21 protein-coding genes are annotated in these 24546 nt (G+C 64.3%); 3 read left to right on the top strand and 18 right to left on the bottom strand.

The features are described 5' to 3' along the window. Positions 1-144 precede the first annotated feature (144 nt). The 3 genes from NKI06_RS19935 to NKI06_RS19925 are packed head-to-tail and all read left to right on the top strand — an operon-like array spanning position 145 to position 4085. Positions 145-2478, top strand: a complete 2334-nt coding sequence (locus NKI06_RS19935) for a type VI secretion system Vgr family protein (RefSeq protein WP_352986818.1) — start codon at positions 145-147, stop codon at positions 2476-2478. Positions 2479-2485: 7 nt separating this feature from the next. After that, positions 2486-2911: a DUF6484 domain-containing protein gene (locus NKI06_RS19930; RefSeq protein ID WP_023682625.1), complete on the top strand. Its 426-nt coding sequence runs from the start codon at positions 2486-2488 to the stop codon at positions 2909-2911. A gap of 10 nt (positions 2912-2921) precedes the next feature. Beyond that, complete coding sequence (locus NKI06_RS19925) at positions 2922-4085, top strand: hypothetical protein (protein WP_023704807.1); 1164 nt, start codon at positions 2922-2924, stop codon at positions 4083-4085. A 33-nt stretch (positions 4086-4118) separates the two neighbouring features. Here the strand turns inward: NKI06_RS19925 and NKI06_RS19920 are convergent, their stop codons facing one another. From NKI06_RS19920 to tssA, 18 genes are all read right to left on the bottom strand, one after another. Further along, a complete protein-coding gene (locus NKI06_RS19920) occupies positions 4119-5165 on the bottom strand; it encodes a hypothetical protein (RefSeq protein ID WP_023732196.1) in 1047 nt (348 codons plus the stop codon). Continuing rightward, a complete protein-coding gene (locus tag NKI06_RS19915) occupies positions 5153-6244 on the bottom strand; it encodes a DUF2169 family type VI secretion system accessory protein (protein WP_023682622.1) in 1092 nt (363 codons plus the stop codon). The genes NKI06_RS19920 and NKI06_RS19915 overlap by 13 nt, the downstream gene beginning before the upstream one ends. Before the next feature lie 3 nt (positions 6245-6247). After that, positions 6248-6727: a hypothetical protein gene (locus NKI06_RS19910; protein ID WP_023682621.1), complete on the bottom strand. Its 480-nt coding sequence runs from the start codon at positions 6725-6727 to the stop codon at positions 6248-6250. An 18-nt stretch (positions 6728-6745) separates the two neighbouring features. Beyond that, positions 6746-7195 carry a hypothetical protein gene (locus NKI06_RS19905; RefSeq protein ID WP_023682620.1) on the bottom strand — a complete coding sequence of 150 codons (450 nt, stop codon included), beginning with the start codon at positions 7193-7195 and terminating at the stop codon, positions 6746-6748. Between the two features lie 3 nt (positions 7196-7198). Then, positions 7199-8065 carry a DUF4150 domain-containing protein gene (locus NKI06_RS19900; protein ID WP_023682619.1) on the bottom strand — a complete coding sequence of 289 codons (867 nt, stop codon included), beginning with the start codon at positions 8063-8065 and terminating at the stop codon, positions 7199-7201. 5 nt (positions 8066-8070) lie between these two features. Next, positions 8071-8607, bottom strand: a complete 537-nt coding sequence (gene tagF / locus NKI06_RS19895) for a type VI secretion system-associated protein TagF (protein ID WP_023682618.1) — start codon at positions 8605-8607, stop codon at positions 8071-8073. Then, the gene (gene tssM / locus NKI06_RS19890) at positions 8589-12128 is read right to left on the bottom strand and encodes a type VI secretion system membrane subunit TssM (protein WP_352986815.1); all 3540 of its coding nucleotides are present in this window, start codon (positions 12126-12128) and stop codon (positions 8589-8591) included. Before tssM ends, tagF begins: the two co-directional genes overlap by 19 nt. A gap of 1 nt (position 12129) precedes the next feature. Beyond that, complete coding sequence (icmH, locus tag NKI06_RS19885) at positions 12130-13455, bottom strand: type IVB secretion system protein IcmH/DotU (protein WP_023815185.1); 1326 nt, start codon at positions 13453-13455, stop codon at positions 12130-12132. 4 nt (positions 13456-13459) lie between these two features. Then, complete coding sequence (gene tssK / locus NKI06_RS19880) at positions 13460-14794, bottom strand: type VI secretion system baseplate subunit TssK (protein ID WP_023709959.1); 1335 nt, start codon at positions 14792-14794, stop codon at positions 13460-13462. Positions 14795-14952: 158 nt separating this feature from the next. Continuing rightward, complete coding sequence (gene tssJ, locus NKI06_RS19875; RefSeq protein ID WP_352986813.1) at positions 14953-15405, bottom strand: type VI secretion system lipoprotein TssJ; 453 nt, start codon at positions 15403-15405, stop codon at positions 14953-14955. 3 nt (positions 15406-15408) lie between these two features. Next, a complete protein-coding gene (gene tagH, locus NKI06_RS19870) occupies positions 15409-16890 on the bottom strand; it encodes a type VI secretion system-associated FHA domain protein TagH (protein ID WP_352986811.1) in 1482 nt (493 codons plus the stop codon). After that, entirely contained in the window at positions 16887-17930 is a 1044-nt protein-coding gene (tssG, locus tag NKI06_RS19865) for a type VI secretion system baseplate subunit TssG (RefSeq protein WP_352747143.1), read from the bottom strand. Before tssG ends, tagH begins: the two co-directional genes overlap by 4 nt. After that, positions 17894-19768 carry a type VI secretion system baseplate subunit TssF gene (gene tssF, locus NKI06_RS19860; protein ID WP_352986810.1) on the bottom strand — a complete coding sequence of 625 codons (1875 nt, stop codon included), beginning with the start codon at positions 19766-19768 and terminating at the stop codon, positions 17894-17896. The genes tssG and tssF overlap by 37 nt, the downstream gene beginning before the upstream one ends. A 3-nt stretch (positions 19769-19771) precedes the next feature. After that, positions 19772-20527: a type VI secretion system baseplate subunit TssE gene (gene tssE / locus NKI06_RS19855; RefSeq protein ID WP_023704816.1), complete on the bottom strand. Its 756-nt coding sequence runs from the start codon at positions 20525-20527 to the stop codon at positions 19772-19774. After that, entirely contained in the window at positions 20514-20963 is a 450-nt protein-coding gene (locus NKI06_RS19850) for an Hcp family type VI secretion system effector (protein ID WP_023673716.1), read from the bottom strand. Before NKI06_RS19850 ends, tssE begins: the two co-directional genes overlap by 14 nt. Before the next feature lie 51 nt (positions 20964-21014). Continuing rightward, on the bottom strand, positions 21015-22520 hold the full coding sequence (gene tssC / locus NKI06_RS19845; RefSeq protein ID WP_023682611.1) for a type VI secretion system contractile sheath large subunit: 1506 nt from the start codon (positions 22518-22520) through the stop codon (positions 21015-21017). 3 nt (positions 22521-22523) lie between these two features. Beyond that, positions 22524-23060 (bottom strand): type VI secretion system contractile sheath small subunit, encoded by a 537-nt coding sequence (gene tssB, locus NKI06_RS19840; protein ID WP_023673718.1) that lies wholly within the window; start codon positions 23058-23060, stop codon positions 22524-22526. Between the two features lie 6 nt (positions 23061-23066). Beyond that, positions 23067-24245 (bottom strand): type VI secretion system protein TssA, encoded by a 1179-nt coding sequence (gene tssA / locus NKI06_RS19835; protein ID WP_352986808.1) that lies wholly within the window; start codon positions 24243-24245, stop codon positions 23067-23069. Between the last annotated feature and the right edge of the window lie 301 nt (positions 24246-24546).

Here is a 24546-nt window from a genome sequence, read left to right as displayed (position 1 = left end):
CTTGTCCTCTTTGGTCTGCCATAGAACATGTGGTAGGCTCAACATGGCTTGGGTGGCAAGTTGCGAAATATCCCTGAACGTGAGGTCGTTAACACAAGAAGGGCTTCGAACCTGCCACACTAGCGCTCAGGAGGGGCACGACCCATGCCGAGTGAACAACGCGCCGCGCTTGTGCAGACGCCGGTCGGCGCCGAGCTGTTGACCTTTACGCATCTCGTCGGCCGCGACGAGATCAGCCGCTGCCTTGCCTACACCGTTGGATTTGTTTCGACCAATGCCGATATCGACCCGCTGAAGATGCTGGGCGGCGCCGTTTCGATCGAAGGCGAGGCCGACCCCAAGCGCTGGTTCAGCGGCCTCATCGCCGAGTTTCGCCTTACCCGCATCGAAGATCGGCTGGCTCACTACGAGGCGGTCGTCAGGCCGTGGCTGTGGTTCCTCGGCAATACCACCGACTGCCGCATTTTCCAGGACAAGACTGCCGTCGAGATCGTGGAGGAGATCTTCTCCAAATATGGCGGCATCGCCAAGTTCGAGAAGCGCTTGCAAGGCTCCTATCCGCCGCGCGAATATTGCGTGCAGTACGACGAGAGCGACCTCGATTTCGTGCAGCGGCTGCTCGAGCATGAAGGCATAATGTACTTCTTCGAGCATGCCGAGGGTGAGCACACACTGATCCTGGCCGACGCCATGAGCAAGCTCAAGCCGGCGCCGGGCTATGAGACCGTGCTCTATCAGTTCGAAGGACAGGGCTCGCGCCGCGACGTCGAATACATCACCGAGTGGATTCCAGGCAGCGCGGTGCGCCCCGGCGCCTATGCCCACACCGATTATGACTTCGAAAAACCCGCCGCCGATTTGATGGCGAAGTCGGCACAGCCCTTCGGCCACAAGCAGGCTGCCGGCGAGAACTATCGCCACCCCGGCGCGCATCTGGAAGTCGGCCGCGGCGACAGCCTGGCGGCGATCAGGCGCGAAGAAATCCAGGCGCCGCATATGCGCATTGCCGCCGTCGGCACCGTGCGCGGCCTGTTCTCCGGCTGCACCTTCAAGCTCGACGGCTTTCCGCGCAAAGACCAGAACAAGGAGTATCTGGTGATCAGCGCCGAGTACCGGCTGTTCGATCCGGGCTATCGCGCCGGCGTCGACACCGATGGCGAGAATTTCAAGGTGGTGCTCGGTGTGGCGCCGACCTCAGTTGCTTATCGGCCGCCGCGCATCACGCCAAGGCCGATCATGCGCGGGCCGCAGACGGCGACCGTGGTCGGTCCGTCCGGCGAGGAGATCTTCACCGACAAATATGCCAGGGTGAAGGTGCAGTTCCACTGGGACCGCCTCGGCAAGAAGGACCAGAAGAGCTCCTGCTTCGTGCGGGTGTCGCAGACCTGGGCCGGCAGCGGCTGGGGCTTCATCCAGATCCCGCGCATCGGCCAGGAAGTCATCGTCGATTTCATCGAAGGCAATCCGGACCTGCCGATCATCACCGGCCGGGTCTACAACGCCTCGCAGATGCCGCCCTACGGACTGCCTGGCAACGCCACGCAGTCCGGCTGGAAGTCCAACTCGTCGAAGGGCGGTGGCGGCTACAACGAACTGATGTTCGAGGACAAGGCCGGCTCGGAGCTGGTCAACTTCCAGGCGCAGAAGGACCACCACCTTCTGATCAAGAATGATCGCCAGAAGCTGGTCCAGCACGACCAGTCCGACCGCATCGACCACGACGCCAAGCACTCCGTCGGCCACAACCTCGACGAGGACGTCGGCAACAACAAGACGGTCAAGGTCGGTGTCGACCAGACCACCAATATCGGGTCGAACGACACCGAGACGGTGGGCAAGAACCGCTCACTGACGGTGGGGGTCGATGAGACGATCAACATCGGCTCGAACTCGACCGAGACGGTCGGCGCCAACCACACCCAGACCGTCGCGATTGTGCAGACGGTGACCGTTGGCGCAGCACGCGTCGATAGCGTTGGTGCATCCGAGACCCGGACCGTGGGCGGTCCGCAGGCGAACACGATCGGTGCGACGCGGTCGGTCACTGTGGGCGCGGCGCAGAGCCACGATATCGGCGCGGCTGATAGCTGGAACATCGCGGCGGCGCAAAGCGTCAATGTTGGCGCCGATCAGAGTTTCACCATCGGCGGGGCACAGTCGTCGCAGATCGGCAAGGGCAGGTCGGCAAAAATCGCTGCGGACGACGCAACCGATGTCGGCGGCGGGCACGCGCTCAAGGTCGGCAAAGGCAGCGGAATCCAGATAGCCGAAGACAGTGTGATCAAGGTCGGCAAGAATCTGATGATCGAGGCGGCCGACTCGATCACGCTCAAATGCGGTTCGGCCTCGATCACGATGAAAAAGGATGGCACCATTGTCGCTGATGGGAAGGATATTACCCTCAAGGGCAGCGGCAAGATCACCGTCAAGGCCGACGGCGAGGTGATCGTCAAGGGCAGCACGATCAACAACAATTGAGGGCATCATCATGGAAGTGCTGGAGCGTATCGACGGCGTCGTGATCGGCCTGCTGATCGGCTTCCAAGGCGGGGCGCCGCTGGTTGTCTTCGTCGGCAATCCGCGCGAGACCGCGATAGCGGCGCGCAGCCTGACGGAGCTGGACGTTTCGGCCGTCGGATCCGAACTGGCTTTGCTCTTCGAGGGCGGCGACCCGGCGCGGCCGCTGGTGGTCGGGCGCATCGTCGATCCTGCGCCCCGCGGCAGGAGCCTCGAAGTCGTCCGCGACGGCGAACGTGTCGTCATCAACGGCGATGAGCGCATTGAACTGCGCTGCGGCCTGGCATCGATCATTCTGGAGAAGAATGGACGCGTGACCATTCGTGGCACCCAGTTGACCAGCCAGGCCAGTGGCACCAACCGCATCCGCGGCGGGGCCGTGCATCTTAACTGAGGCATTGCCGATGCACAGCATCGCGACCATTGCGGCGATCGTGGACCAACACGCCGAGGACGCGGCGTTCCTGTGGCTTCGACGTCGTCTGGAGATCGACGGTCCAATCCTCGACGAGACCGATATCGGCCGCATCGACCAGCGTCTCGAAGCCAATCTCGAAGGGCTCATGGCAGCCGGCAAGGCCGGTTGGGAAGCTGCTCAAGCGCGCTTCGCCGACTACGCCGAACCGGGCGAGATTTTCGTGCTTGGCACTCTGGCAATGCGTTGGAGCGATGCCAAATTGGTGACCTCTGCAATCGACGCGGGCGCAAGCCTAGGTGACGCCGGCATATCGAGCCTGTCTGCCGCGATCGCGCGCACGCCGGGCGAAAACCTGCGCCCGTTCGTGGCGCAGTGGCTGGACACGCGCGACGCGCGGCTGCGCTGTCTTGGGCTATCTGCGCTCTGGCATCATCGCGTCGATCCGGGACAGCGCCTGCATGATCTGGCCAGCCATTCCAATGCGAACGTGCGTTGGCGCGCCGTCCGGCTCGCCGGCGTGCTCAGGCGGCGCGACCTGCTTCCGGAAGTCCTGGCTGGGCTTGACGGCGAGACAACGAAAGAACGTCTTGCGGCCGCCTTCGCTGCTTGCCTGCTTGGCGAGGCTCGGTCCGCGCACTCGGTGATCGACAAGATCGTGCTGACGGAGACGGACCATGCGCAGGCGGCGATCGAGTTGCGCCTGCTGACGACCCCGCCGAAGGCCGGCAAGGCCTGGCTGCAATCACGTCTCGGACAGCCTGTCTTGCGCATCGCGGCCACGGCATCGATCGGGCTGCTCGGCGACCAAGCGGTGGTGCCGTGGCTGATCGAGAAGATGCGCGAGCCGGAACTGGCATCCGCAGCGGGTGCAGCACTTCGCGATCTGTTCGAGGTGGACTTCGGCGACACCGACCTTTTCGTTGCCGATCCAGCTGTTCTTGGCGAGGGCTTTGCCCAACTCGACGACAGCTCGCTGCCGGCCGCCGATCGCGTCGAAGCATGGTGGGACGAAGGGCGCGGCGGGCGCAACCATCGTCTGTTCCGTTCGATGCGCAGGCTCAGGGTGGATGCGTTGCGCGCGGCGATCGCCACGCCCGAGGCGCCGCTGGCAGACTGGCGCAGGACACGCAAGTTCCCGGCGTGGATGTGATCGCTTTCGCCGAGGGAAGGCTTGTCCCTCCGTTCAGCGTTGGCGGAGGTCGGTAAGCGCGATCGCCGACCGGTTGCCACCCTCGGATGCAAGCTCGCAGGCTGCGACGCGGCCCGGCGCGTAACCGCTTATAAAACTGTCGGCCGCCAGCATCAGAACAAGTGCCGCACTAGCGGCTCCAATGTCGCCGACCGTCATCGCAGGGTAGGCTGTCGGGAATATCTCGCGGTGCGTGCGGTAGAAGCGCGAGCGACCGACCAGTTGTTCGAGCCCGCTGTACCGTTCCCCGTTTCCATTGCTGACAAGGAACTCGATATCGGGTTCCTTGGGTCCGGACCCGTTGAAGGCAGCAAGCAGCGAAGCCACCATCGCACGGCCTTGACTCTGGCGTTCGGAAAGAACGCTGTCGATCTCTTGAGCCAGGCCCGCCCCGCAAATCATTGCAGCCGGCCCGCTCCCCGGCGCTCGCGTCAGGCGCACGAAGACAGCGCCCTCGCCAGGGACTGCCCCTTGAGCATTGTTTTCGGATTTCAGACGATTGGCTCGCATCAAGCGCGCAATGTCGGTCCCGTTGACGAGGCTGTCCACACCACCCAGCAGCACCTGCGCGACGGTCCCGGATTCTAGCATGTCGCCGGCATAGTCGAGCAGTCCGGCGCTGGCTGCGGCACCGCCGTCAAATACGCGCGAGCCGGCATTGAAGCGCAGGCCGCATCGCTCGAAAATGGCATTCAAAAGGCGCCCCCGCTCGACCTCTTCATACGCCGGATGGTCGCGGAAACTCTCCGGCAGCGCGAGCAGAACAGCGGTCTGGTCCGGCGTTGCCTTGTTGTCGAGCATCGCCTCCTTGAGAGCGCGGGCGCCCATGCTGGCGAGCCATACCCCGTCATTGCGTCGCAGGCCCGCCTTGGCTGGAATGCGTGCCACGATCTGTGTGGTGGGAAACGGCTCTGAAAGAGGCACCTCCTGAAATGCTGACAGGTTGGCGCGAATGGCTGAGATGGTCTGGCGCGCGTTCAATCCAGCAGGCGTGACGGCGCCACCAACCGAGATGTAGAGCGGCCGCTTCACGGCTGCCACGCCGAGCGATCGCGCAGGGCCCCGTCGCCGCCGAGAAGATTGAGATAGAGTTTTCGCTTGCGGCGCGCATTGATCCAAACAGGAGAAATGTGGCCGAAGGCGATTTCCCGCAGCGCCGGCACGTTGCGCCGGATTACCACTGCCAAACGAGCCTTAAGGGTCACGCGCTTCAAGTCAGGCTCGATGAGCACGGTGTCAGGCTTGAACGCGTTTTCTTCTACACGATCGTCATAAATGAGCCGAAGCGGGGCCGTGATGCGCGGCAGGCGGAAATCCCATCTGCCCGAAGCCGTCATGCCGATCACCGTGATATCCTCGCCGTTGCCGATGCCGGCCATCTGCTGATCGGCTGGGGCGCACATATAATGCCGCGTGTCGAAGTCTTTGGGAGCGAGCGGCCATTGGGATTCGAGCCAAGCCTTGTCGTAGGTTCCGGCGAAAGCCAGGCGCGGTTGCCAGCCCCGGCCAATCGTCCCGAATCCCGCCGGCCTCAGGGATTCCCCAGGTCGGGCTTGCGCTTCGCCCGGATACATGACGTTGGGCGCCTCGGTTCTGACCGCAGGATCTGCAGACCGGGCGTTATGGTACCCCACGCCGACTGGGTTGCGCTGGTCCGTGCGCAAGTCTTCCAAAGTGCCGCCATAGGTGCGTTCATAGACGATCGGCATGGTCCGGAAAGGCGCCGGTGCGCTGTAGCCGCCGGAGTCGTAGATCCGGTCCCCGACGACCTGCAATACCTTGCGGATCGAGTTACCGACACGCAGGCCAACCTGCATCTCGCGTACCGGCCTTCCATCCGGCGCGTGCGCGACGCCATTCACGATCACCTCGGCGCCAGGCTTGACGGGCGCGATGTCCGCTTCGTAGCGGGTCGATGAAAGGGCCGGATCGCCAAAAGGCTCATCGCCAAAGATCACCGGCACCTGTTCGGCCGCTGGCTGGAATTCCTTTCCTTCATCCGTCGCCGTGAAACTTGCCGATAGCATGACAATCAGAGTTTCTTGGCCGTCAGCATTCAATTGGACGTGCGTCGCGGCGGCGAAGGGTGTCCTGTTTTCCAGCCAGACATCGAAGGCCATCGTTCAGCACCACCGGCCGTTTTCATCAAGCCCGATCGGCCAATAGGGCATGGCCGTCAGCAGTTCTACATATTCCTTGTTGCCTTCATCGACGACCCATTGCAGCAGGAACACCTCAGGCGCGAGGCGGTCGGCCGCGGGCAGCGTTTCCCCCACCGCAACGCATCGCAGCCAGTATTCCCGCACGAGCCACACCACCGCCGGATGATTCGCCGGGCCGGCCGCTGCATCATCCAGCTGGGCCGTGATCGCTTGATTGACGGTCAGGCCGCCATCGACCAGTTCGTCGAGGCCAGCTTCCCAGATCTCGGAAGCCACCTCGAACGTCTCCTGCAAGTCAGCGAGGTAGGCCTTGAACAGGGACCTATAGGCAGCAGAGGCCTCGCGGCGCGAAAGGCGGATTCCATGATCGGGACCGACAACGTCCTGGGGTGCGTTGAGAAGCCGGTTCAGGCCGAGTTCGACACTATGATCAATCCGCATTGCCATCTTCTTCTAGCCTCAGCACATTTCGAGAGATGGATCCTCGCCGATCGGGACATAGACGAAGTACTTGAAGTACTTGAATAGTTCCGTGTCGTATTCGGACATCATTTCGACCAGCAGCAGATTGGGCGGCACGGGACCGCTGGCGTCCGCTTCGTCGCCATCCTCACCCCAGTTCGATTCATCGTCCTCGTCGTCATCATCGGTCTGTCGGGCGTACCGTTCAAGGTTCAGGCCGTGAACCTTGAAGTAGTGCTTGCGGTAGATCGCCAGAATCCGTGGATGGGCCACCAGCCCGGCGGGCCAATGCAGATTGGCTATGTTCTCACCGGAGGCGTTCAGGCGCTGCTGCAGTGCGCCCCACCATTCCTCGATCGCCGGCATGACGGCGTGGAGCTCTGCGGTCCACGCATCGATTATCGCCGTATAGTCAGCGTCGAGATCGGCAAAACCCGTTGCACTCATCGCCTAGATCCCCCGAGCGTTCATGAACTTCCTAATCGCCTTGTTGTCCACCTTCGACTGCCGGCCCGGCTGGCTGTTGCTGTGGCTGGAGCAATGCGGCCTGACGTAAAGCGCTTTCATCGCATCCTTGAAGCCTTGTGGGACGATCTCTATATTGCATCCACCCGCGTACCACGCTGCCTTCTGCGTCGGCTGGTGATCGGCGATCAGCGGGGCTTCCTTCCCCGAAATTTGCCGGTTGACCTTGGCCTCCAGTCGCTTGATCGCGGTCTTGTTCTTGCCGGTCGTGCGTTTCTTCAACCTGTCAAGGTTACGTTTGCATTCCCAGCATGGCCGGTTCTGAACCTTGGCTTTCTGCGGGCCTGTTGGCTGGGTGTAATGATCGTCGTAGCAATAATCGGTCGTGCATTTCTTCTTCTCTTTCACCAGAAGAGCATTGCGGAAGTTGACCAAGGCGGCGGTATCGATGGTGTTCGGGAGTGGACTTGCCGTGTTCTGCTCCATGGTGTCGCCATGGCGGCAGACACCCTTACCCTCCACCTTGACGACGAACGACCAGAGCTTGAACACTCCCTTGCCCTTGATCTTGTGCGTTATGACCCCCGCGCCGAGGCCTTGGGTGGCCGGCTCGTTGCCGGTGCTGGTCGCAACCTCCGACGAGCTTTCGAGCGCGGTCGGATTGCCTTCGATCTTGACGCTCTTACTGCCTTTGGTGAGATCGCTGGAAGACAGCATGTTGACGTATGGAACCGGAACCGGGCCTGCCGGCGGGGAAGGCGGGCTCAAGCACACATCTCCCGGCGCCACGCCCTTGCCGCCGCTTCCTTTGTGGAAGAAGCCCATGCCTTCAGCAAAGACTGTGCTGCCCATCAGAGCTATTCCGTCTCAGGGCGCGGGGCGCGCATTTTCGGCAGGGCGTTGGCCGCCAGGTCGTGAATATCCGAGAACGCGAACTCATGCACCGACCAGTCGTCGAGCCAGAAGCCAATCCGGTTCGGATCGCCATGGCTGTTGCTGGGCGCGGCAAGGTTGGCCAAGCCTTCGGCTATCCAGGACTGCGTCCTCTGCAATTCGACCGCTTCATCAACGATTGACGCAACGCCGTCGAACCATGCATCGTCAGGTGCCGGTGTAGCCCCAATCCCGATGATCGCGAACGGATAGCGGCGTCCCACGCGGTCCTCGCTCATGCGCCATGCGCCGGCACAGGGCCGGTCGCCGAAAATGCCGCTCTTGACGATGAAGCGCCAAACACGCGAATCCAATTCCCCCTCGTCTGGCCTCTCGCGCAACTCCATCGACATCCAGCGGTCCCAGCGGTCGATGAAGGTCCGCGGCAGGTTTACGGCAACGAAATCTCCGGTCGCCGGAATCTTGCCGAAGAAGCCGATGTTCAGATCTGCGGCGGACATGAGAATTTCTTGAACATCTGGAGGTTGTAGGGGTTCTCGACACTCGCCGCCTTGAGCTTGAAGTCGGCGTACATGCCTTTCGTCCCCAGCCGCAGGCTGTAGACATCGGACAGCGAGGTGCCGGTAAAGCGGCCGCCGCGCAGCATCCTCAGCCACGCCCAGCTGCCGGTCTCGTTGAGCATGATCTCGGGCGAGCCGTCGATCGGCTGGAAAGCGAGCGAGATGACGCCGGTGCCGTCCTTGCCGGGCCAGGTCATCGGCTGCGGCCGCGTTGCGTTGTTGAAGTAGACCAGGGTCTGGCCGTCGAGATTGAGGGTGACGCGGGTGACGTTGGGCGACAGGTCCGTCGGCTCAAGCGTGAACGCCATCACTGGACCTTGACCACCCGGGAAGAGATCGTCGCGGATGCGCCGCGCCTGCTCGAAGGCGGCAAGTGCGGACGGGTCGAGGCCGAAATCGGCACGCCATTTCCACGGCTGCGCCGAGGTGTCGACATAGCCGATCAGATGGTCGTTGATGAAGCCGTCGATCATCCCTGCCGGTCCGAACAGGCGGGCGAAGTCGCGCACGTTGACGTCGACGGCACTGTCGGGGCTGAACGGATAGCGGTCGTTGAGCGCGGCCTGGCAGAAGGGCAGGATGTCGGCGCGCCAGATGGCGTTGAGCTCGGAGGCCACGGCCTTCTGCGTCAACCCGCTGGTGTCGCCGGCAATGCCGCTCAGCCAGGTGTTGACCGGGTCGGGCAGGATTTGCGCCTGGCGGGCGACGGCGCCGGTCAGTTCGGCAAGCCCGCCCTGTTTCTTGATCGCGTCCTGCGGGTCGGGATTGGCGGTCACCGTCTGCAGCACGTTGGACAGCGCCGTCAGCGCGACGACCGCGGCATCGAGCGCCGGCGGCTGGCCGTCGACCTCGGCAATCGTGCTCTTGAGCGGCTTGAAGTGTTCGGCCACCAACGTGCCGGTCAGGTCGACTTCGCTGGCCGATCCTGCGCGCGGCAACAGCTTGGCGCCGGTCTTGACGATCTTGCCCAGTTTGCCGAGCTTGCCCAGCAGTTTCGACCCGCCCTTGGCCGCCGCCTTGTCGTCACCGGCCGGCGCCTCGTCCGAGCGGGTGAGGTCGACCTCCTGGACCACCGCCGTCAACAGCCGCTTGAGCGCGGAATCGGCGCTGGAAAGGTCCTTCAGATTCTCGCTGGCAATGTTGAGGTCGCTGAGCGGCGCCAGCCGCATGTCGCGCAAAAAACTGTCCCACTGCGCGATGTAATCGTCATAGTAGAGCTTCAGGATATCTTCCGATAGCGCCGACACCGACGTCTCGGAATTTTCCGAGCAGCCGCCGGCAAACACGGCGCGGTCGAGTGCCGCCTGGGCGGCGACATCCTCGACCCGGTCGAGGATCGCATCGTGGAAGCCGTCATAGGTGAAGGCGCCTGATATGCCGACGCGCAGCGTCTTGTCGGAGCGTCGCGAAAACACCTTGGCGCCGTTCGGCCCGGCGAAATTGGCGGGGATCCATTCCTTCAATCCGGCCACCGCCGGATCGGCCAGCAATTGCTTGTAGGCCCGCGCCGGCAGCGAGATCGTGCAGACCGTTTTCAGCGCTTCGGCGACCAGCGCCTGGTCGGGCGCGATGTAGCTGTCGTCGACCGCCATGCGGCGGATCGCTGCCAGCTGGTGTTCTTCCGCATCGGCTGTCGGGAAGGGCGCGGCCGGCGCGAATTCGGGCAGGTCGTTCACCCACCAATTCTCGACGAAGTCGGAGTCCATCTGAGACAGACCGGTCATCATGCGGTAGGTCTTGAGCGCCCCCAGCATGAAGTCCGGATCGCGGATCTGCCGCCACATGGTCGCTTCGAGCAACGCCACCATCCGCGGCTCCAGCACGTTGCGCAGAGCGTGGTCATAGGTGTCGGTCTGCGCCCGCATCATCTCGGCCGAAGCCGATGGTCCGAGCAGGTCCTGTGCCTTGTTCGGAGGCGCAGTCCTGGCATTGGCGACTTCGTCCATGGCGGTCAGGGCAACGTCCATAGCCGGCTGCAGCACCGAGGCGGGCGTCGCGGCGGTCGACGTCAGCGGCGCCTGCAGTGCTTCGAACTGGCCGGCTTGCGCGGCGATGGCGTTGCGGTTGTCGTAGTAGGACCAGGTGAACAGGCCGCCGGCGAGTATGGCCGCAGCCGCGCAGGCAGCGGCGGCACCGCGCCAGATCCAGCTGCGGCGGCGCTGCGCCAGCGGATCGAAGGTGCCGAGCCCGGCCTCCTTGAAGATCACCTCGGTCAAAAGGTTTTTGAGGAAGAAGCTGCGCTTCTCGAAGCGCTGCGCCGGCATCGTGCGTCGTGCCGGCAGCCCGAAGGAGGAGGCCAGCGCTGCGGTCAGCCGATCGATCGGCGCGCCTTCCTGGGTGGCCGAGGTCAGATAGAGGCCGCGCAGCCAGGCTGCCTCCTCGTAGCGGCTCTCGCCGAACATCGCCTCGACCAGCACCTGGATCGGCTCGGACAGGCTTTGCAGCTGTGCGGGAAAGCGGAAGATCTCGGCCCGTTCGGCCAGCTTGTCCTCATCCTCCAGCCGTGGCACCAGCCGCTTTTCCAGCTCCCTCGACAGCGTCGTGACTTCACCCGCGATCGCCTTGGCATCGACGCGCGCGTCGAGCGGGAAGGTCGTCCCCCATACCTGTTCGCGCGCCGCCGTCGACAGGCCGCCGAAGAAAGCCTCGAAGCCTCTGATCAGATCGGCCTTGGTCAGCATGAGATAGACCGGCAAGCGGATTTCCAGCCGCTCTTCGAGCTCGGCCAAGCGCCTGCGGATCTTGCGGCCATGCGCCTTGACGGCTTCGTCGCCCTCGGACAGCGCGTCGATCCCAAGCGCAACGATGACGCCGTTGAGCGCACGACGGCCACGATGCTTCTTCAACAGATCGAGGAAGCCCAGCCATTCCACGGCGTCGACATCGGGCTGGCTTTCCTGCTGGACATAGCGGCCAGCGGTGTCGATCATCACTGCGTTTTCGGAGAAGAACCAGTCGCAGTTACGGGTACCGCCGATGCCCTGCAGATCGTCGGTCAGGTCGATGGGAAAGTTGAGGCCGGATTGGCGCAAGGCCGTCGTCTTGCCGGTCGCCGGCGGGCCGACGATCACATACCACGGCATCTCGCGCAGGAACTTGCGGCCGCCGAGCTTGCGGCGCTTCAACTCGACCATGACGTCCTGGAACTTGGCGCCGACCGCGGCGACGTTTTCCTCGCCCGGGCTGAGCCGCTTTTCCTCGACCGGGGCGGAAATCTCGGCGACGAACATGCGGTTGGCGCGGATCGCGCGGCGCTGCGCGACGATCAGCCAGATCAGCCAGAAGATCACCAGAAGAGCGATGATGACGATGCGCACCGTCTCCGACGCCATCGGCACATAGTCGCCGACCCGTACGATCGGGCCGAATACCCAGATGATCAGCGACAGCAGCGCCAGGCCGATGAGCGTCCACAGGAAACGCGAAGTCAGGACCGCCCAGAGGAAGCGCAGGATGAACATGTCACAGCCTCTTTTCGACCAGCACTTCGACGCGGCGGTTCAAGGCCCGGCCTTCGCGTGTGCCGTCGTCGGCCACCGGATCGGTGGCGGCCCGGCCTTCGGAGCGCACGCGCTCCTTCGGCACGCCGTTCTGAATCAGGATATCGGCAATTTCCGCGGCGCGGGCTTCCGACAGCCGCTGGTTGGTGGACAGTGGGTTGGTCTTTTGCAAGGGAACGCCGTCGGTGTGGCCGACCACGGTGATATCGCCGATCAGCTCCTGGTTCTCGAGGATCACCTTGGCGACCGAGGCGATGAGCGGATCGAAGCCGTCTGTCAGCTGCGCGCGCGACGACTGGAAGAGTTCGGGATTGGAGGCCTGGATGACCAGCCGCGCCAGCGACACGCTCTCCGTGCCGCTCAGCGCTCTCTTGAGCTCGTCGGGTGCTGCCGCCTGGAATTCCGGCAGCAGCGCGAAATCCACCGCCACCGGCGGCGGCGCGTCGACCTTCGGCGAAGCGCGGGTGACATCCGTACGCGTCGGCGGCGGCAAGGCGCGAACCAGCGCCGAAAGCTCGACCGCCTGGCTGCTCAGGCTCATCGACAGGCCGATATGGATGGCGGTGGCGATCACCGCCGCCGCCGCAACCATCACCCAGATCGGCACGATGAAGCGCTGCGGTTCGTCGGAGGCGATCACGCCCTTCCAGTTGGGCGACAGCGGTGCGCCTTCGGCGTCGCTGTCGCGCAGGAAACGCGCTGCAGCCACCCGCACCGCATTGAGCGAACGGTCGCCGGAGCGGCCCGGCACGCGATATTTGCCGCGGAAGCCGAGCGCCATGCAATGATATTGCAACTCCAGCATTTCGCGGTCGCGATTGGGATGGCGTTCAAGCTCTTCGAGCCGGGCGAAGAACTGCGCGCCGGCATCGACGTCGCCGCGCAGCATCACCACCAGCGGCTGGCGTGGCCATGCGCTGGCTCCGCCCCACGGCGTATTCAGCGCCAGATCATCGAGCAACGCAGCCACCAGCCATGCCGCCTGGTCGGCGCGCTCGAGCGAGGAGCCCTGCGCCATGGTGGTGTCGCGGCAGCGCACAAGTTCGTCGAGCAGCCTGGTGCGCAGGGCTTCCGGGTTCTCCGGCGGCTGCGCGTTTTCCAGTTCGGGTGCAAATTCCAGCAGCGGCGAGAACGCGTTGACGAGCACGTTCGGATGCGCGCGCGCGGAGCGTTTCGCGGTCACCCCTGACGCCGGCAGCGGCATGGCGCGCGGCGTTGGCGCTCCGCTCAGCCGAATGCGCGTCCGCTCCCGATCCTCGGACAGTCCGAATGGATCGTCCCTGCTCATCATCTCACCTGTTGACCGAGTAGCAGTCGACCTGCGGTTCGCTGGGCAGCACGCCCGAAACGCCGATCACGAAACCGGGCGCTTCGAGCAGCGAGGCCCAGTGCTCGCTTTTCTGGTCGAGTTCGAGGCACAGCCGGTCGCCGTCATAGGGAATTTCGCGCGGTTGCGAATGCAGGGGCTTCAGCGGAATGCCGGGCAGGCGTGATTTCCACAGCCCTTCGAATTCGCTGGCCGAGCCGACGGTCGCCTGGTTGACGAAAATCTTGCGCAAGGCATCCTCCGACAGTTCGGAGCCGATCCGCACCACGATGCGGCTCGCCACCAGAAGTTTCGGGTTGTCGATGCGGATCTTCCACACATTGGTGGCATGGCGCATGACCGGCAGGGCGCGCGATTTCGGCTCGATGTAGCGCAGGCTGAGGATCAGCGAACGCAGCGCATCGGCCAGCGCCGAATAGGCGGGTCCGGGCGCCATGTGGTCGTAGACAGGCAGTTCGCCGAGCCGCCTTGCGCTCGAGCCATAGGTCGCCATCGAGCCGGCTAAGCCAGCCAGCTCCATATAGACCTCGGCTGGATGGAAGACATCCTGCGCCAGCATGTGCGCCAGCCGCGGCCGCGCGGCGTTGACCAAATTGAGGATCAGAAGATCCTCGACGCTGCGCCCGGGGCCGCCCAGCACCATCTTGCCATGCGCCTCGGCGATCTGGTCGAGGCCGGTGACCACTTCCTGCAGCAGCCGGCTGTACCAGGACGCCGCGCCGATGACCAAGGTCGGCGGCAGGAAGGTGTCGTCCAGGGCCACGCCGCCATCGGCGCGCACGCCCTTGAGTTCGGCCACCGGCAGCGCGGTGTAGCCGCCGACGGCCGTGCCCGGCGCCAGCAACAGCGCCTGCGGCCGTGCGATCTCGATTTCCTCAGGATCGGAGCCGCCATGCACGGCGTCGCGCACCGACACGATCCGGCCGCGATAGCGCGCGCCGGACGGCTCGGCGTGAGCGGGGTCGAAGCCGACGCCGCCTGGCGGTTCGAGCGGCAGCGCTATCAGCACCGGTCCAGCGCCCATCTCCGGCGTCACCGCCAGCGGCCGCGGCGCATCCATCGTCTCGGGGATGGCGAATGGCGTCCCGTCTGGAAAGATGCCGCGTGCCGAGAGCACCGAGATCTGGCCGGCATCGAGCTGTGCCTGATCGAGCGTCAGCGTTCGAAAGCCGAACGTATGCAGATGCCCGGCCTGCAAGGCGCCGCGCACCGTCGCTTCGAAGAAGCGGTCCTGTTGCTGGAAATGCTGGGTGCGGAGGAACAGTCCCTCCGACCACAGCACCCTGTTTGCATCGCTCATGCCGGCACTCTCTGCTTCCTGCTCATCATGTTGCGCGGCTTGCGGACTTTTGCCGCCAATGCATGTCGCTCAAAAGTGGTCACGGTTTTGAGAGAACGACATGCATAAAAATAAAGATCTAAAGCGCGTCGCCTGAATCCGTTCAAACGCGACGCGCTTTAGGCGGAAATCCCGCCGCTGCCGAGCTTCACATTGACCGTGAACTTCGATCCCGGCGAAACCGATTTGGTCGTGCGCCAGTTGCGTCCGCCGGGTTCCCTGATCAGCGCGACGAAGCCGAGTGCTGCCACTTCCGGTTCGACCGTGATGGTCTTCGATGCGCTCTTGCCGGGTCCGACGGAAACCGTGTCGGAGCCGATGAGATCGCCGCCAAGTGCCGCGCCGGCACCGCCCTGCAGGGCGAAATAATCGGCCGAATTGAAGGCGCCGGTGCTTTTCAGCCGCAAGATCATCACCGTCACCGGCCTGTCGCCGCCGCCCGGTCCCGGGTTCATGCCGGCGCCGCCGGCAAGATTCACTGTGATGACGGATGGTTTGGGCGGGCCGCTCTGGCAAGCCGTCAGCAGTCCCGTCGCCCCGATGGCAAGGATAAATTCGCGTCTGTCGATCATGTCTCAGTCCTCCTCATATGCATCACGAAAATCAGCGCCGATCTCGCCCAGAAAGCGCGTCTCGGCGCTGTGAGCGATTTCACGGTGGCGTTTCTGGTACAATTCCCAGAGCTTGGCGCCGCGCCCGCCGGTCAGCAGATTGCCGATCGCCGAGCTCGACTTCAGTTCCTGCTCGATCGCCGCCGGATCGAAGCGGTCGATCATGCGCTTGAGCGCGCCTTGCACGCCGCGCCAGGCACGAACGTGGTGCTGAGCCAGATCGCGCACCGCGTCCTTGATCGCCGCTTCGGCGCCGAGGAAACCGGGGCTGCGCTCGGCCAGCATGGTCACCAGAGCATCGTCGACCGAAGGCAGGAATTTGAGTGGGTTGACTTCGGATGCGCCAACCACCGTTTGAGCGACGCGAGCGTTGCCCTTCTCTTCGGCGCGCTTGCGCAAAAGCTGCATCAGCCCTTCCATCATCAGCCGGTACTCGCGGCCGAATTTTTCCATGTCGGCCACCGGATCGCCGCCGGGAAAATCGGACTCGTCCATGCCCATGCCGCGCAGGAAAGCGGCGCGCAATTCCGCGTCCGCCTGTCCGGTCGACGGTCGCGCAGCAGCTTGCCGGACAGGAGCACGTGGTGGCGGTGGAGGCGGGGTTGGCGGTGGCCGCTGTGGCGATGCCTCGGCCGCGCGGACCGGCAGATCCCAGGGCGCCGGGGCAGGCGAGGGCGCATCCACTGCGCCGCCATCCGTCGCGCCTGCGTCGAGACTGGTGGACTCGGCCGGGCCAAAACCAAACCCGTCATCGTAGGCCGGCGGCTGCTCGGAACTGGATCTGCTCGGCTCTCTCGACAGCGGTGCGGAATCGAGGCCGAAGGGATCGTCGAACAGCGGCTTGCCAACACCCTTGTCGGGGGCGGTCTCGGCCACCGGCGTTGCCACAGGGTCGAGGCTGAACGGATCGTCGAACGCCTGCGAGCTGCGTTCATCGGACCGCGCACGCGCGAATGCGCCGGGCACCGGCTTTTCGAATGGATCGGGCAGGTTGGCAGGGCGTGGCCGTCCCGGCTCTTCTTCCGTGGTGGACGAAAAGAAATCGTCGCCGCCGAGGCTGACCGGCGCCCGCGACGCCGCCGGCTTACTGGCAGGCGCTGAAGGCCTGGAGGCCGGCGCCTCGGTCTTCGCCGTCTGCAAATCGACCCACACCACATAGTCGCCCAGTCGCAGTCGCATGCCGCTTTGCAGGCGCGCGGTATTTCCCGCGCCGAGCGGGCTGGCGGCATCGTCGATGAACAACCCACTGCTGGAGGTATCGGTGACGAAATAGCCGCCCTGCTTGCTGGTGATCTTGCAGTGGGCGCGCGAGACGAACATGTCGGGATCGTTGATCTGCCAGTCGGCGTCGGCGCTGCGGCCGATTACCAGCTCGCCCTCGTCCAGCCGCGCCTGCCGCGTGACTTGCGCGCGTGGTCCCTGTTCGAGAGTCAGAAGCAGGCTCATGCCGCCACCTCTTCCCGCCAGCCGACGATGGTCCGCAACCGCATGTCGTCGGCGTCCCCCTTTTCGACCGGTCGCGCCAGCCAGGTGGTGCGGGCAAGCTGGACGGTGCCGAGCTTCGCCGGCGGCACTGCCTTTGCCGCAAGCACGATCCTGAGATCGACATCGATGGTCTCGCCGATCAGGTCGCGCACCGCCTGCTTCAACAGCTTCAGCCGCTCACCGCCCGGCAGGAAGGCCTTGTAATCGATATAGCTGAGCGCGCCGATGCGCAGCTCGATGCGGCTCTGCCGGCTGAAGCTGCGCGGGCCGATGGTGGCGCTGCGGCCGAGCGTGGCATAGCTGCCGGCAAGCCGCGTCTGCAGCGCCTTGGGGATGGTCATCCAGGCCGCGACGAACTCCTTCAGCACCACCGGCACTTTGAAGGCTTCGGCCAGGAACAGCGTCAGTCGCTCGGGACCGTCGACCTGGCTGGCGAGCGAGGCGGCCTGGCGAAGTTTTACTGTATCGAGTTCGGCATCCTGCGTGCCCGGCAGCCCGATGCCGGCCATCGCTTCCAGCATGGAACGGACGCGGCCGCCGACACCGCGTTCGACCTGCACGGCCGGATGCGCATCCGCCCAGGCGCGATAATAAAGCGCGATCATCCGGTGCTGCAGGATGTTGACGAAATCGACGAAGGTCGTGTCGCTCGTTTGCCGCGCCTCGGCGCCTGCATACCAGCGCTGCGAAAGCCGATCGAGCACCCAGCGCGTCAGATGCAGCGGCATCGGCCCTTCAGGCCCGAGCAGGCCGAGATTGTTGACCGTCACCCGCGCCGGCGACTTGTCGGTCGGCTCGCGGAAATCCACCACGTCCTGCACTGCGAAGGACAGCCGCACATTCTGGCCGAGCCTTGCCGGCTCGCGGTCCGGCCGGCCGGAATGGCCGAACAGGCCGCCTTGCCGTTCGAGCCGGCGCAGCAGTTCGAAAAAGTCGAAACTCTCGGACAGGGTTGCGGCTCGCTCTAGATCAGGTAGCGATTGCCGGGCGTCATCGGCCATGGCACATCCTCCTGTTTCTGGAGCAACCGCGTGCGCGTGCGCACGAACCCGTTAATGCCGGCATGGCGGGCAAACAGCCGCGACAGCAGGCCCGACAGCAGCAGAGTGCTCTGTCCCGCCAGCACCGACTGGTCGACATGCAGCGTCACTTCCGTGCCGCGGCCGAAGCACATCGGCCCTTCGATCGCCAGCCTTTCGATCACCGCGCGCGAGTCGATGCGCACGATCGAGCGCACATTGCGGGCGAGCCCGGGGTCGCCGCGCTCGGCATAGAGATCGAGCAGCGCGTGCAGCGGATCGACGCCGCGGCCTTCCTTGGCCAGGCTGAGGAAGTTGAGCGCCAGCTGTGACACCAGCCGCCAGGCCAGGTCGTCGGCGCGCGACTCGCCGTCGGCGCCGGTCGGCAGCGCTGCCGGGATCGCCGGCTGCGGCGAACGCAATGCGCCGAGCAGCCGGACCGTCTCCACAGGGTCGCCGGCTTCCAGCGTCAGGGTCGGCGTGTCGTCGAGGATGGCCAGGTCGCGATTGGTGCAAAGCGCCATGATATCGACGCGCTTGAGCGGCCGGTTGGCCTGACTGTTGACTGGGCGCGACACCGCCAGGAAGACGTCGTCGCCGGCATAGGAGGTCCGCGTCACGCCCTGGCGCCGCTCGTCCTCGGTCGGCCGGCGCGGCCGCCGCTCCGTCGAATAGACCCAGCCGCTGCCGCGATTTTGCCCAAGGCTGAAGAGTTCCGGTATCTCCGCGTCGGGTCCCTCGGCATCGGCGTCTTCGACGCGGATGACGCGGTAGATTTCAAAGTCGCGCGCCCGCGTGCGGTCGGCATGCAGCACCTGGCGTGTCTTGCGCTGGTCGAGCTCGACGATGTTGCACTCGCGCTCGAAGAGATTGATGATCGGGGTGGCGAAGAGATCGAAATCCGCCGGCGTCAGATCGGCGAGTTCGGGCACCGGACGCCGGAACAGGAAGATGATTTCGAGCCCGGCCTGGCATTTACGCACGACCGGCTGCAAGCCGGTGACGCGCGCATAATGGAAGCGCTCGGGCATCATGAAATATTCGCGCAGCAGGCGGTAGCCTTCGAAGGTCGGCCGCGTGCGCGGCATCAGCGCCTCGGCATCGGCAATCCCGACCATCTCCGGCGGCGGTAGCGGCGACAATGGATTGGTCTTGCCTTCCGGTCGAGTGCCGACACCAGAGCAGACTCCGAAGATGGCGTCGAAGATCAGCGGCGCCTTGGTGCGGTTGGCGAAATAGAAGTCGAGCCGGTCGAGCGCCAGTTCGTCGAGCTTGCCTTTGCCGGTCCGCGCCAGCGTGATGCGAAGTGCCGCTTCGCCGGCCTTGCCGGCGATCGGGCCGATACCGGCGGCGGCAAGCGCGCTGCGATCCTGGAAATAGCCGACCGAACTGATCGCGATCGGAAACAGCGTCATGTCCTGCGCGGTGGTGAAGGTGCAGCGTGTCGACAGGCCTGCCTGCAGGCTGGAGACCAGCCGGGTGCCGCGCTTGACGACGTGGCCGGCAAGCATCGTCTGCACCTGCTGGCCGGGCTTCAGCACCACCATGGCGGTTGCCGGCGCCGGCGTGACCAGATCGGGGTAAAGCACGTCGAGGATGCTGCGCGAAAACCGCGAGCGCTCGGCATCCACCTTCAGGCGCGTGCGCGCGGCGAGGAAGGCGACGCCGTCGAGCAGCCGCTCGACATAGGGGTCGGGACACGGCACCGTATCCAGCGACAAATTGCGGGCAACCGCCGGATGCATGTCGGCGAACTCCGCCGCCAGCCCGCGTATGTGGGACAGTTCCTCCTCGTAATATTCTACGAAGACCCGGTCCATCTCTCAGGCTTCCCTGAACTCGGTGCGCGCCAGTCCGTTGTCGAGATTGATCGTCGTGCGCAGGCGCATGCGCTCGGGCGTCGGCGTCATGATCAGCACGGCGTCGATCTCGATCTTCAGGCCGGTCTTGTCGCCGAGGTTGACCGTGACTTTCGTCGCGCTCTCCTTCAGCCGCGGCTCGAATGCGGCGAGCACGGCGCGGATCTCGCGAGCCAGAACATCGCGATCGAAGTCGCGCGACGACCGGCCGGAGAAGGACGGCACGCCATAATTGACAACGCTGCGGCGCACCTCCGGAAAGTCGGCCAGCGATGTCGGACTGTCGGTCATCTGCTCGGCCTCGAGATCGGATAGCAGCGGCGCGGATTCGAAACGCTCGGTGTTGAACAGCGCCTCGATGTCGCGCCGCACGGCCTCGCGCAGCACATCGGGCGACACCACGATGCCTCGGCTTTCAAGCTCGCCACGGTGCCGGTTCTGAAACGCCAGCCGGTGCAGCCGGCGCTTCTGATCGGGGTTCAATGCGTCATCGGCGTCGATGCGCCTCGGTCCGTCTGCCAGCAGCTCGTCCAGGCGCTCTGCGCCAAGCTCCTCCTGCAGAGCCTGCCTGAGCCCGTCTATCTCCGAGCTCACGCCCGGCAGATCGTTGACGAGGCGGTCCCACAGCGAAGGCTGTACCGCCTCGCGCTTGGCCCGTGAACCGCCCGCCTGTACCTTGTCGGCGGCAGGGCGCTTTGCTCGCCCCTCACTTGCCGACATAGACATCCATTTCGGCTTCGTCATTGTCGTCATAGACGAACTTGATCTTCTTGTAGGCGAAGGAGACTTCCTCCTGGATCAGGTCGGCTTCATCATCGGCCTGCGACATGTCGTATTCCATGATCGAGGCGTCGGTCAGGGTAACGACCAGATAGTCCTTGCTCTCGCCGTCGATGGTCCGCCGAGCGGAGAATTTGACCTCGTCCAGCGCCTTGTTTTCGAACAGGGCCTTGGCCAGATAGGGTGAGGCCTTGTCGTAGTGCTTGGTGAACTTGATCATGCCCATCGACACGCGGCCTCGGCGCGAGAGGGAATTGGGGTCGTAGGGCGCGACCATCTTGTAATCGACGCCATGGATTTCGATCTCGTCGTCATGGCCGTCGCGCGTGCTGGGCCCCTTGATATCCGGAACTTTCAGAAAACCGTCGATCTTCATTGTGGGCATTTTCGTTCTCCACGCTTTCAAACAAAGGTTTGGTTGCTGCAATCAGGTCTTCACGGACGGCAATTCCGACACCAGCCTGAGCGAGGCATTGATGCCCTCCAGCTGGTAGTGCGGGCGCAGATAGAAGCGGGCGTTGTAGTAGCCCGGCCGGCCCTCCACGCTGTCGACCTGCACCTCGGCGGCGGCAAGCGGACGCTTGGCGCGCGCCTTGTCGTCGGCGAAGGCCGGGTTGGCCAGCACGTACCGGTTGATCCATTCGGTCAACCAGATCTGCATGTCGGTGCGTTCCTTGAACGAGCCGACCTTGTCGCGCGCAATCGCCTTGAGGTAGTGGGCGAAGCGCGAGACCGGGAACAGATAGGGCAGGTTGGCGGAGAGCCGCTCGTTGGACTGGGCGTCGGGGTCGACCAGGCGGCCGGCCCGCGTCTCGTCATCCTGCAGCGAATGGGCGCCGATAAAGGCCGCGAGATCGGTGTTCTTGCGGTGCAGGATCGGCATCAGCCCGAGCTTGGCCAGTTCCGCCTCGCGCCGGTCGTCGATGGCGACTTCCGTCGGGCATTTCATCGCGATCGAGCCGTCATCGGTCGGGAAGGAGTGCACCGGCAGGTTAAGCACAGTGCCGCCATTTTCGACGCCGCGGATCTGGGTGCCCCAGCCATAGAGCTTGTGGCTGCGGTTGATGTTGACGCCCATCGGGAAGGCAGCGTTCATCCAGACATATTTGTTGTGATCGCCCTGCACTTCCTCCTCGAAGGAGAAGCCCTTGACCGGGACTGTCTCCGAGCCGTAGGGCAGCCGCGCCAGCACGCGCGGCATGGTCAGCCCGATATAGCGCGCATCCTCGCTCTCGCGCAGCGATTGCCACGAGGCGTAGGCCGGGTTGGAGACGATCTGCTGCAGGTCCTGCGGGTTGGGCAGTTCCTGCCAGCTGTCCATGCGGAACAGCCGTGGCGAGGCGGCGGCGATGAACGGCGTGTGCGCCGAGGCGCAGATGCCGGAGATGTTGCGCAACAGGCCGACGTCGCGCGGGTGGTTGGAGAACTCGTAGGCGCCGATCACGCAGCCGATCGGTTCGCCGCCGAGCATCGAATACTCGTCGGTGTAGACTTTCTTGAAGATCGGGCTCTGGTCCCACATCTGGCCTTCATAGTCTTCGAGCGTATCGGCCAGCTGCTCCTTGGAAATGTTCATCACCCGGATCTTCAGCTTCTGATCCGTCTCGGTGTTGTTGATGAGGTACCAGAGGCCGCGCCAGGTGCCTTCCATCTGCCGCACTTCCGGCGCGTGCAGGATTTCGTTGACCTGGGTCGTCAGCATCTTGTCGATGCCGGCGATCAACGACTTGATCGACTTGATCGAGTTGGACGAGATCGTCGTCGTCTCGGAGCGCGACTGCGCCGCCAGCGCCAGGTTGCGCACCAGCTGCTGCAGCTTCTCGCTGTCGTCCTTCTTGACCTTGAAGTCCTTCTCCAAGAGCTGGCTGAATTCACCGAGATCGACGGCCTCGGCCTCGGCGACGGATGCTGCGGTCTTTTGCTGTTCGGCCATGATCTATTCCTCACCCTTGTCGTCGGACAGCGCCTGGGCGGCGATCTGGCCAAGCAGCGGCTGGTTGTTCAGCAATTGGGCGATGCGCTTTTCGGCATCGACGCGGCCGTCCATGAAGCCGAGCAGCTCCTCGAGCTGGCGCCGCATCTTGAGGATTTCGGCCAGTTGCGGGACCTGTTCGGCGATCTTGTCGGGGGCGAAATCGCCCATCTTGGTGAAGGTCAGGTCGAGCGCCAGTTCTTCGTCGCGCTCCTGTCCCTCGGCCTGCGGCAGCGTGTTCTTCACCCGCGCCTTGACCCTGGGCCCCAGCGCTTCCATGAATTTGGGGAAGCGGTTGGCATCGGTCTCGACAAAGGAACGGTCGAGCACCGTCTTGGACGCTTCCCTGGTCTGCGATGCGCCCGACAGGTCGGCCATCACGCCCATGACGAACGGCAGTTCGATCGTCGTCGGGCTGCCGTAGGTTTCGACATCGTAGGCGATCTGCACGCGCGGGGCGCGATTTCGCTCGATGACCTTCGCTTTGCTTTCGGCTGGCATGTGTTGCTACCTTTCATCCTTCTGGGCAGTCTTCTTGGCGTCGGGAACGCCGGCGAGCAGCCGGAATTCCTTGAGCCCCGACGGGGCGAGGTCTTCCATCAGTTCAACGAAATCCATGTGCACCATCCTGCGCACCCGGCGGGCGAGATGCGGGATCGGGCTCGACGGCTCGGTGCGGTCGTAGAACGCGACCACAAGGTCTAGGCACTTCACCACATCGTCGCGCGAGGAAATCCTGTCCGGGAGTCCCGCACCGGTCTCAGCGTAGCTTGCCATCGTCTCGGCTCCATGACCGTTTCTGACCGGCGCGGCCGGGCTTGCCGCGGCAGCAGCCGGGCTGGCGGCTCCCTTCGTCGCTGCCTCTTCCGTGGTCTCGACCGCCGTATTGCGTTCCAGCGTCGTCAGCACGCGCTGCAAAAATCGTTTCAGGTCCGGGACGGCAGCCCCGTTGCTGTCAAGACGGGCATTCAGGGCCGTATCGACCGCGTCGAGCGCCTCGATCGCTGCGTGCGCCCCGGCGATGAGCGCTGTCATCTGTTCACCGGCCTGGTCCTGATGGGCGGCACAACCGCTGCCCACCCGGTTCAGGAGCTGTCCGTGCGCGCTGACCAGCGCTGCCTTCTCCGTGGCATTCAATCCCGACGCCGCTTCCTGAAGCATGACGCGATCGTCGAGCGCACCCTGTTCGAGATCGCGTCCGCTGATCGGCCCGATGGGACGCGGCGCGAAGAAGACCATCTGCCTGAGGTTCGCCATTAGGCCTTCCTGGCCGTTCTGCAGGTCGGCCAGCGCGTTGAGGCGGCGCAAGGCGGCGTCGCGCGGCTGGCCGCCGGGACGCAGCGCCGGGTGCATCGTCTCCCAATGCGTCTCGAAGGTCCTTGCAATCAGGGTCAGGCCCTGGGCCAGTCCGGCCAATCCCTCTTCATTGGCCAACGCCCGGGCGACAATGACAAGCAAGCGCAGGTCGCGGCCATGCGAACGCAACTCCTCGGCCTTGCCGAGCACGGCAGGCCAGTCGACCGGAATGGTCGATTGCGCGGCTGGCTTGTTGCGCCCGTCATGGACGACCTTGACCTGCGGCTCCGTGAGCCGCTCCAGCTCATGAAAAGCCGGATCGTTGCGCAAGTCTTCGCCTGACGGATTTTCACCGTCCAGCGGAGCAAGCCAGAGTGCGAGATCGATCACAGATACCCCCGGCGACCGGCTCTAAAACCGTACGTGACCCAACGTTAGCACACGGTTGCATATTCCCACAATTCGCCATCCGCTCAAAAGTTAACGAGCGCTAATGAATGTCGGTGCAACTGCGTCTCGGATGGCGCAATTCATGGCGTGCCTGGCCAACCTCGTATGTGAAGCGCATCGCATAGGATTAGAAAAAATCGTGGTTGTCTGCATTTGGCGGCGCGGGACTCTCCACAAAGAGAAAGGCCGGCTGCATCAAGCGCTTTGTCAAGCGGCTGCTTATGTGGCAGGCTGTCGACGG

It is taken from the genome of Mesorhizobium sp. M0772 (assembly GCF_040320135.1).
GTDB lineage: Bacteria > Pseudomonadota > Alphaproteobacteria > Rhizobiales > Rhizobiaceae > Mesorhizobium.
This window is presented reverse-complemented; position numbering and strand designations above follow the sequence as displayed.

Excerpts from the sequence above, each read along its gene's own strand:
- tssM (WP_352986815.1), bottom strand. The coding sequence starts at position 12,128 with ATGTTCATCCTGCGCTTCCTCTGGGCGGTCCTGACTTCGCGTTTCCTG.
- tssC (WP_023682611.1), bottom strand. The coding sequence starts at position 22,520 with ATGGCCGAACAGCAAAAGACCGCAGCATCCGTCGCCGAGGCCGAGGCC.
- tssJ (WP_352986813.1), bottom strand. The coding sequence starts at position 15,405 with ATGATCGACAGACGCGAATTTATCCTTGCCATCGGGGCGACGGGACTG.
- NKI06_RS19915 (WP_023682622.1), bottom strand. The coding sequence starts at position 6,244 with ATGGCCTTCGATGTCTGGCTGGAAAACAGGACACCCTTCGCCGCCGCG.
- NKI06_RS19935 (WP_352986818.1), top strand. The coding sequence starts at position 145 with ATGCCGAGTGAACAACGCGCCGCGCTTGTGCAGACGCCGGTCGGCGCC.
- NKI06_RS19900 (WP_023682619.1), bottom strand. The coding sequence starts at position 8,065 with ATGGGCAGCACAGTCTTTGCTGAAGGCATGGGCTTCTTCCACAAAGGA.
- NKI06_RS19850 (WP_023673716.1), bottom strand. The coding sequence starts at position 20,963 with ATGAAGATCGACGGTTTTCTGAAAGTTCCGGATATCAAGGGGCCCAGC.
- tssG (WP_352747143.1), bottom strand. The coding sequence starts at position 17,930 with ATGGCCGATGACGCCCGGCAATCGCTACCTGATCTAGAGCGAGCCGCA.
- NKI06_RS19905 (WP_023682620.1), bottom strand. The coding sequence starts at position 7,195 with ATGAGTGCAACGGGTTTTGCCGATCTCGACGCTGACTATACGGCGATA.
- tssF (WP_352986810.1), bottom strand. The coding sequence starts at position 19,768 with ATGGACCGGGTCTTCGTAGAATATTACGAGGAGGAACTGTCCCACATA.
- icmH (WP_023815185.1), bottom strand. The coding sequence starts at position 13,455 with ATGAGCAGGGACGATCCATTCGGACTGTCCGAGGATCGGGAGCGGACG.
- NKI06_RS19910 (WP_023682621.1), bottom strand. The coding sequence starts at position 6,727 with ATGCGGATTGATCATAGTGTCGAACTCGGCCTGAACCGGCTTCTCAAC.
- tssE (WP_023704816.1), bottom strand. The coding sequence starts at position 20,527 with ATGTCGGCAAGTGAGGGGCGAGCAAAGCGCCCTGCCGCCGACAAGGTA.
- NKI06_RS19925 (WP_023704807.1), top strand. The coding sequence starts at position 2,922 with ATGCACAGCATCGCGACCATTGCGGCGATCGTGGACCAACACGCCGAG.
- tssB (WP_023673718.1), bottom strand. The coding sequence starts at position 23,060 with ATGCCAGCCGAAAGCAAAGCGAAGGTCATCGAGCGAAATCGCGCCCCG.
- tagH (WP_352986811.1), bottom strand. The coding sequence starts at position 16,890 with ATGAGCCTGCTTCTGACTCTCGAACAGGGACCACGCGCGCAAGTCACG.
- tagF (WP_023682618.1), bottom strand. The coding sequence starts at position 8,607 with ATGTCCGCCGCAGATCTGAACATCGGCTTCTTCGGCAAGATTCCGGCG.
- tssK (WP_023709959.1), bottom strand. The coding sequence starts at position 14,794 with ATGAGCGATGCAAACAGGGTGCTGTGGTCGGAGGGACTGTTCCTCCGC.